Raw genomic sequence first — 429 nt, forward strand, 5'->3', positions numbered from 1 at the left:
GTATACGGCTTGGGCATGAATGGCTTTTTCTTGCATAAATTTCTGGAAGAGTGCGGTCAGTTGAGGATGGGATTCGCTCAGGTGCAAATCGGCGATGAAGTAAATCGGCATGATGATGTGGGACGTGTGGGAAGGGTTTTATTATAACTTGGGTTGCCGCATTTGGATTTGGGCTTGGTGTTTTTCGTTTGTAATGCAGTGATTTTATTATTTTGATTTGGTGTGATAAAGGCCGTCTGAAACATCTTTTCAGACGGCCTTTTGGTTTATTGGGCTTTGCCCTGATAGGTGATTTGTTTCAGTGTCTCTTCTTGGTACAAGTCGCTAATGGGGACGGTATAGAAGAATTCGTTGCTGCGAACAAAGCGGTTGACCAAGTCTTTGTCGAGATGGAGGACATGGTGTCGCAGTTTGTTTAAGCCTTTGAAT

1 pseudogene is annotated in these 429 nt (G+C 43.8%); it reads right to left on the reverse strand.

Features of this window, described 5'->3' with window-relative positions:
* Window positions 1–114, reverse strand: a pseudogene (locus tag ACTHUR_RS21735) (UDP-2,3-diacylglucosamine diphosphatase); the annotation flags it as partial.
* Window positions 115–429: the final 315 nt, after the last annotated feature.

It is taken from the genome of Neisseria sp. P0021.S007 (assembly GCF_051956855.1).